Consider the following 746-nt stretch of genomic DNA (forward strand, 5'->3'; position numbering starts at 1 on the left):
TGCCAGGGCCCGCTCGCGGTTAACGCCTCCGGAGCGCGGCCGAGCTGCGGCTGGTGCGGCCTGATCGCGGCCGACTGGACCTGCTCGGTGTGCGAGGCCACGGGCCTGCGCCTGGTGACGCTCGGCGCGGGCCGCACCGCCGAGGAGCTGGGCCGCGCGTTCCCCGGTGTGAAGGTGATCGTGGCGGACGGGGCAGCGTCCGGTGCTGAGTCCTGCCCGACGAGCCCGCACTCGTGGTCGCCACGCGCGGTGCCGAGCCCCGGGTCGACGGCGGGTACCACGCGATCCTCCTGCTCGACGGCGAGCGGATGCTGGCGCGGGAGAGCCTGCGGGTCGCCGACGACGCCCTCCGCACCTGGTCGAACACGGCCGCGCTCGCACGCCCCGGTGCGCCCGTACTGCTCGTGGGGGTGGGTGGGCGGCTCGCCACCGCGCTCGCCACCTGGCGGCAGGCCGAGTACCTCCGCTCCGAGCTGGTCGAGCGGCGGGCGCTGCGCTTCCCTCCGGCCGTGCGGCTCGCGACGGTGAGCGGAGACGCGCACGCGGTGGAGGAGGCGCTCGGAACGCTCGACGAGAGCGACCGGCAGGAGGTGCTCGGCCCGGTCGGGCTCGAGGACGGCTCCGTCCGGGCCATCGTGCGCTTCGACTACGCTCGCGGTGCGGAGGTGGCCGCCCGCCTGCGCTCCGCTGTCATCCGCAACGCGACGCGCCGCCGACGGCCGCCCACCACGCCCGGCCGCTTCCGG

At 76.8% G+C, this 746-nt stretch carries 1 pseudogene; it reads left to right on the top strand.

Annotation, left to right across the window (positions count from 1 at the left end):
* Nucleotides 1–233 precede the first annotated feature (233 nt).
* Nucleotides 234–746: pseudogene (locus ACH61_RS15715) on the top strand (primosomal protein N'); the annotation flags it as partial.

The sequence above is a fragment of the Rathayibacter tanaceti genome (assembly GCF_001634385.1).
Taxonomy (GTDB): Bacteria; Actinomycetota; Actinomycetes; order Actinomycetales; family Microbacteriaceae; genus Rathayibacter; species Rathayibacter tanaceti.